This is a genomic window from Acetobacterium sp., from assembly GCF_036508315.1.
Lineage (GTDB): Bacteria > Bacillota > Clostridia > Eubacteriales > Eubacteriaceae > Acetobacterium.
On the sequence record NZ_DATCHP010000092.1, the window covers coordinates 1 to 6,946 of the forward strand.

The window sequence follows — 6,946 nt, forward strand, 5'->3', positions numbered from 1 at the left end:
TGCGGCAATCTTTAATTCTTATGCCAAATCTACACAAAAAGATATGACACCAGAAGAAAAGAAATTATCAGATGAAGAAACGGCAGAAAGAGCAAAAGATATTTTTGGATTCACACATTACATTAACAAACCAAAATAAAAGAAAGAGCAATTATCAGCTGATAATCTGACCATACTGGAATTTAAATACGGTTCATGCGCATAAGCTATAATGAACCCATAGATTCATTATAAATAATCGATGAGCCGGCTTAACCGCGAGGCCTCCTTAACAGCTGGTCTTTTATTATTGCTTTTAAGTATCCCGTTATATTATTCAATTAGAGATAAACAACATATTTGTTAAAAAAATACCCAATCGATGTTCAGATAATTAAATATTTAGACCATGAAAAGCATCTTTCAAATTAGAAATGGTTTTTAACGGCAGCGTCAAACAAAGCCCCGGCAATTTTAGAAATGAAAGAATTGCCCAGGGCTTATTTTTTTGGATGGCTTTACGTTCGTCCAGTCTTGGCATGGTGGCCGCTCCGCTCTCACCGTGCCTGCCATACGTTATCCCTCTACCCACGCCCCCGGCTTAACGCCCGGGACTTTGTTCGTTGTAACCTCAACTTCCGACAGATCCTGCGCCCTGGTCTCCGCTATCACTGCGACAAGGCTGAAATTTACTTCAGGCATCACGCATTCGTCGTGTCTTGCCGGGCAGAGCGAGCGGCTTGAATAAATACAGGTCTAAATAGAAAGATCAACTTGTAAATATTATGCACAATAATATGTTGAAAATTAATAAGTGCGAAGTGGATTTAGCTTTGGATAGTTAGATAAGACTTGCTATAGCTATTTTTTTTTGCCAAACACAGAATTCCTGAAGGGGCACCAAATAGAAACACTCTGATAGAACCGTTTATCGGTTCTGTTTTTTTGCGTTTTATCCTGATTTGTATCGATGGTTTGAGTTCCTTTTTCACACGTGTTGATTGTATTGACATATACAAAAAAGGATGCTATAATCGATTATAAAACACAATAATACATAACGAAACATAACTAAAAAATGAAATAACAAAGTAATATTTGGTAGAAAGAGTAGGAAATGAATAAGTTGAAAAAAAATAATGTCATCGTACTTAGTCTTGGAATTATTTTGATTATTTCAATCATCATTTCCTTTTGGATTGGTCGCTATCCCATCTATACTAAAGAATTGCTTGGCATTTTGCTGTCAAAGATCATGCCAATAGAGCAATTTTGGACAGATACGATGGAAACAGTTTTATTTAATATTCGCTTGCCCCGAATTGTTTTAGCTTGTCTGATAGGCTGTTGTCTGGCTGCGGCAGGAGCAGCCTATCAAGGCGTTTTTCAAAATCCGATGGCAGCTCCGGAGCTCCTGGGAGCTTCAGCCGGTGCAGCATTTGGTGCTGCCCTTGCAATTCTTAATTATGGAAACAGTTATATGATTGCCATCAGCGCTTTTTTCTTCAGTCTTTTAACGGTTGCTCTCGTGTATCTAGTCAGTAAGAGGGCGAAGGGCAGCGGTATGTTGGGTTTGATTTTATCCGGGATCATGGTCAGCTCTCTTTTTTCAGCCGGGACATCGTTTATCAAATTAGTTGCCGATCCGAATGAGCAGCTTCCGGCGATAACCTATTGGCTCATGGGGAGCTTAAGCGGAGCGAAGAACAGCGATGTTTCATTTGTAATCATACCGATGGCCATTGGGCTTATTCCGCTGTTTATTTTAAGGTGGCGGATGAATGTCCTCACGATGGGTGATGATGAAGCAAGGACCATGGGGGTGAATTCCAACCGGGTTCGGATCATCGTCATTGTCTGTGCCACTTTGGTTACAGCAGCCAGTGTATCGGTAAGTGGTATGATTGGCTGGGTAGGCCTGGTCATTCCTCATCTGGCCAGAAAACTTGTCGGCAATAATTACAATCATCTGATGCCAACCAGTATGTTACTTGGTGCCATTTTCCTTTTGGCGGTGGACAATGTATCAAAATATCTATTTTCGACAGAGATCCCTATCGGCATATTGACTGCTTTTATTGGGGCGCCGTTCTTCCTCTACTTAATTACAAGAAAGGGTGATATCTATTGAGCATTGAAGTATCAAATCTTAGTTTTGGCTACAACCATCGACTTGTTCTCGATGGCATTAATTTTAAAGCACAGGAAAATCAGTTAGTATCTATTTTGGGACCGAATGGTGTCGGAAAGAGTACTCTTTTTCATTGCATCCTGGGTTTGCTGAAGGGATATCAGGGTCAGGTGCTGCTGAATGGTAAAGATACTAATGAAATGAGTATCAAGGAAATGGCTGAATTAGTAGCCTTTATTCCCCAATCCCACTATTCATATTTTAATTTCAGCGTATTTGATATGGTTCTCATGGGGACAACGGTTCAGGTATCTGCCTTTTCCAAACCTGGGAAAAAACAGGTGATGCTTGTGGAAGCAGCTCTGGCAAGACTCGGGATTTGTCATTTAAGAAACCGTGGATTTACCCAGATAAGCGGTGGGGAACGTCAGCTTGTTTTAATGGCTCGGGCCCTTGTTCAGGAAGCTAAAATTCTGATTTTAGATGAACCCACGGCAAATCTGGATTATGGCAACCAGATTCGAGTGATGACACAGATAAAGTCTTTGGCCAGAGAAGGATATACCATTATACAGTCAACCCATAATCCTGATCAAACCTTTTTGTTTTCAGACAAGGTCATAGCCATGAAGGATGGAAAGATTGTAGCCTATGGCGTGCCTGGTGATATTTTTACAGAAGAGTTGATTCGCAATCTTTATGCAGCCGAAGTGAAGATTAAAAGTTTGTATGAAGACAAAGTAAGAGTATGCATTCCAACGTGTGCGATTTAAAGACTGTGAAAGATTCAATTTATGTTAGTCACCTCAAAAGGGGTTCTAAATATATTACGAGAAAGAGGAGAAGTAAATGAAAAAAAAATTCTATGGTTGTTGCTCGCAGTGTGTTTAGTCATGACAATGGCAACTGCCTGCAGCAATGCTGGTGCAAGTGCTCCAAATGAAAATGCAACCACCAGCTTTACGGACACCACAGGACGAACGGTAGAAGTTCCCACTAATATTACTAAAATCGTACCTTCCGGTTCACTGGCTCAAATGGCGCTTTTTGCTTTGGCGCCTGAAAAGTTTGTCGGGATTACAAGTGCATGGACGGACCTAAATAAACAGTACATCGATACAAAATATTATGAGCTGCCAGTTTTAGGACAGTTTTATGGAATGAAAAATTTAAATCTTGAAGAAATTGCCAGGGTTAACCCTCAAATCATTATTGATATTGGTGATGCAAAGAAAACGGTTGTAGAAGATATGGACGCTATTCAGACACAGGTTGGAATACCTGCTGTACATATTGAGGGAACAATGGATAAGATGGCTGAAGCATACAGAACATTGGGTAAACTTCTCAACATGGAAAAAGATGGAGAAACTCTGGCCAAGTATTGTGAAAAAACCAACAGTGATACCCAGGCTATTATGGATAAAGTTGGGGAAGCCGGAAAAGTCAAGGTGGTTTACTGTATGGGTGATAATGGCCTTAACGTAATTGCCAAAGGCTCCATTCATGCAGAGGTTATTGATAAGGTCAGCAATAATATGGCTGTATTGGATTCAGTTTCAAGCATGGGAACCGGAGATACAGTAAGTATGGAACAGTTATTGTTGTGGGATCCTGATGTGATTATTTTTGCTCCCGGAAGCATTTACAGCACAGTTGTAGCTGATCCAGCCTGGCAGCAACTGACGGCAATAAAAAATGGAAAATATTATGAAGTGCCGAATGGTCCTTACAACTGGATGGGATTCCCACCTTCTGTCAACCGATACATGGGTGAGATTTGGATGACCCAGCTGTTATACCCGGATCAGGCGAAATACAATGTTTATGATAAAGCAAAAGAATACTATAAACTTTTCTATCATAGTGATCTGACCCAAGACCAATATAATGCCCTGGTGGCAAATTCAATTGCAAAAACTGCAAAATAGCATAATATAAAAAAACGGCAAAGTAGTCAAATTAGACTATTTTGCCGTTTTTAGTTGGATCAAGGATGGGCGCAATCTAACAGCCCATAGCTCCATATTATTAAGAACCGTTTCCAATCAGAGCCTGAAGTCGGCAGAATATCGGAATTTATATGATTATTATCTGCAATTCAATGAGTAAACTTTAGTTTGAGATTCTTTCTTTCCTTCTAATATTCTTTCCCAAATCGTCAAAATAATTCAGATAAAAAATATATCAATAATAATTGAAAATTGTTAAAATAGAAAAAATTACAAAAAGTTATTGACGGGATTGATGTATACGTGCACAATTAATATTATAAATATTGTGAAATTTACAACATTCAAATTATTTTGGATGCGTCAAGGAAAATGCTGTAAAAAATAATTTCGATGTTTCTTTTATAGTTCTTGGAGTGGTCGCCGATTTGAATGATTAAATTAGAATGGAGGATTGATAAGACTACAACATATTAAAGCTGATTCTGTTAAACAATAAAAATTATGGCAATTGTGAAATTCAAAAACACAAGTGTAAATTGCTTTGGTGTCAGTTTTCATAAACAATTTTATAACGTATAGGCGAACAGTTCAAAGAACTGTACGACGTATAGTGGAAAAATTGTTTCATGTAAACAGACAGCGAAGCTCACAGTACTCTCGCAATTACCTAAATAAAAATTAATAAGGAGATTTATCATGGAAAAATCATTGAAAAAGTCAGTTATCAATCTTTATGGATTGCCATCATTTGGTTTTCAGACATTTGTCAACATAGAAGTACTGTTTTTCGCAGCATTTCTAACAGATTTTGTCAAAATTCCTCTGGCATTGACTAGCCTTCTATTACTGGTCACAAGTATTTTTGATATTATATGGGTTCCAACAGCCGGTGTAATATTAGAAAAAAGCAATATGAAATGGGGTAAATACCGTTCATGGCTGTTAGTTGGACCGCCGATTGCAGCAATATTTTATGTGCTTCAATTTTCACAATTAGGAAGCACTGCAACAATGAACGCAATCGTTATATTTATTGGTTTCATCGTGAGCCATTTAGTATGGAATACTTATTATGCAGCCCATATTTCAATGAATAACTCGTTGACAACGGTTAGAGAAGAAAGAATTACAATGGCAAGCAATAGAGGAATGTTCAATGCACTGGGAACCCTTGCATTTTCCTATTTCGGCGTGAAAGCCATTACCGCCATTGGAACAGGCGTTGGTAATCCCGTTTTAGGCTATACCTATGTGGCTATTATCACCGGTGTCATTATGACCCTATGCTTTTGGACTTATTTTGTGATCACAAAAGATTATGCCAACAAAGGCTGTGAGATAAAAACGGGGAAACCTGCTCAAAAAATGTCTGTGGGAGAAATGTTGAAGCAAATTATAGTTAATCCACCGTTGATTGGATTAATGATTGTCGAATTAGGAAGATATTTAGGACGCTTTGTTATTTTTGGAATGGCATTTTATTACTTTAAATATGTTATAAACGATTTGCCTGGACTGGCATTGTTTGTGACAGGATTAACCATTGTTAATTTCTTCTCAGCAATGATCGCTGCGCCGATTGCAAAAAAAATCGGAGAAAAAAATACGTATTTAATTTCACTATCCCTTTTAGTTATCGGTTTGCTTCTCGTCTGGTTTTTACCACTGAGTGCAACCGCATTTAAAATCGTGATGTTTATTGCCTATATTGGTTATGGATTGCCAGATTCACTGGGTGTTGCCATGTATTCAGCAACCGTTGATTATGGTGAATGGAAGACTGGGAAAAATGCCAGAGGTTTTATTATGTCTCTGATCAGTTTCCCCATAAAAATATCCATATTTATCAGATCCATTATTATTGCTGCAGTGCTTGCTTCCGTAAACTATGTGGCTGATATGGCGGTAACATCAGGATTGATTCAAGGTATCAAAAATGGCTTTGCTTTATATCCGGCTATAATAATGATACTGGGAATGATTTTAATGTTCAAATTGTATACACTGACACCATCAAAAATGGAAGTGATCTGTAAAGACTTAGCAGATAAAAAATAATGACCGTTTGATACATAACAAAAACAAGGAGGTAATGGATATTGATTATTATTGGAGAAAAGATTAACGGTGCGATTCCCTCCGTAGGGAAAGCAATCGCTGAAAAAGATGGGGACTTTATAAAAAATCTTGCTTTAGTTCAAACACAAGCAGGGGTTAATTTTATTGATGTTTGTGCTTCGGTAGAGGATAGTATTGAGCTTGAAACAATGAAGTGGTTGATTGATCTGGTACAAGCGGTAACAGAAACACCGATTGCAGTTGACAGCCCAAATGTAAATATCTGTGTAGAAGCCATGAAATTCTGTAACAAACCAGGTTTGTTCAATTCCGTATCCTTGGAAGGAAACAAGGTTGATTTGGCATTTAAAGCAATCGCCGATACCAAATGGGAATGTGTTGCCCTGTTAAACAGCGACAAGGGAATTCCGAAAACAGCCAAAGACCGTTTGGATGTCTTTGCAGATCTAATGGCAAAAGTAAAAGAATACAAGATTGATCCTTCCAGGATGCATATTGATCCACTGGTTGAAATGCTTTGTACCTCTGAAGAAGGTATCAGCATGGTCACCGAAGTCATCAGGGAAATAAAAGCACAGTATCCAACCATTCATGTTACCGGGGCTGTGAGTAACATCTCATTTAACCTGCCGGTCCGTAAAATGGTGAACATGGGCTTCGTGGTTCTGGCAATGAATGCCGGACTGGACAGCGCCATTCTTGATCCCACCAACAGAGATCTCATGGGCATCATCTTTGCAACAGAAGCACTCTTAGGCGAAGATGAATACTGTATGGAATACATTGGCGCTTACAGAGAAGG

6 protein-coding genes are annotated in these 6,946 nt (G+C 38.7%); 5 read left to right on the plus strand and 1 reads right to left on the minus strand.

The genetic code is table 11. The features are described from left to right. Positions 1-373 precede the first annotated feature (373 nt). Positions 374-520 carry a hypothetical protein gene (locus VIK44_RS10920; RefSeq protein WP_331553926.1) on the minus strand — a complete coding sequence of 49 codons (147 nt, stop codon included), beginning with the start codon at positions 518-520 and terminating at the stop codon, positions 374-376. Between the two features lie 576 nt (positions 521-1,096). On the opposite strand from VIK44_RS10920, the gene VIK44_RS10925 reads away from it, so the two are divergent. From VIK44_RS10925 to VIK44_RS10945, 5 genes are all read left to right on the plus strand, one after another. Continuing rightward, complete coding sequence (locus VIK44_RS10925) at positions 1,097-2,110, plus strand: iron ABC transporter permease (protein ID WP_331553927.1); 1,014 nt, start codon at positions 1,097-1,099, stop codon at positions 2,108-2,110. Further along, positions 2,107-2,883 (plus strand): ABC transporter ATP-binding protein, encoded by a 777-nt coding sequence (locus VIK44_RS10930; protein WP_331553928.1) that lies wholly within the window; start codon positions 2,107-2,109, stop codon positions 2,881-2,883. The genes VIK44_RS10925 and VIK44_RS10930 overlap by 4 nt, the downstream gene beginning before the upstream one ends. Positions 2,884-2,904: 21 nt before the next feature. After that, the gene (locus VIK44_RS10935) at positions 2,905-4,041 is read left to right on the plus strand and encodes an ABC transporter substrate-binding protein (RefSeq protein ID WP_331553929.1); all 1,137 of its coding nucleotides are present in this window, start codon (positions 2,905-2,907) and stop codon (positions 4,039-4,041) included. Between the two features lie 720 nt (positions 4,042-4,761). Further along, on the plus strand, positions 4,762-6,123 hold the full coding sequence (locus VIK44_RS10940) for a glycoside-pentoside-hexuronide (GPH):cation symporter (protein ID WP_331553930.1): 1,362 nt from the start codon (positions 4,762-4,764) through the stop codon (positions 6,121-6,123). A gap of 41 nt (positions 6,124-6,164) precedes the next feature. After that, positions 6,165-6,946: methyltetrahydrofolate cobalamin methyltransferase (locus VIK44_RS10945; RefSeq protein WP_331553931.1), on the plus strand; the 782-nt coding region annotated here is incomplete at its 3' end.

Excerpts from the sequence above, each read along its gene's own strand:
- VIK44_RS10920 (WP_331553926.1), bottom strand. The coding sequence starts at position 520 with ATGCCAAGACTGGACGAACGTAAAGCCATCCAAAAAAATAAGCCCTGG.
- VIK44_RS10925 (WP_331553927.1), top strand. The coding sequence starts at position 1,097 with ATGAATAAGTTGAAAAAAAATAATGTCATCGTACTTAGTCTTGGAATT.
- VIK44_RS10935 (WP_331553929.1), top strand. The coding sequence starts at position 2,905 with ATGTTAGTCACCTCAAAAGGGGTTCTAAATATATTACGAGAAAGAGGA.
- VIK44_RS10940 (WP_331553930.1), top strand. The coding sequence starts at position 4,762 with ATGGAAAAATCATTGAAAAAGTCAGTTATCAATCTTTATGGATTGCCA.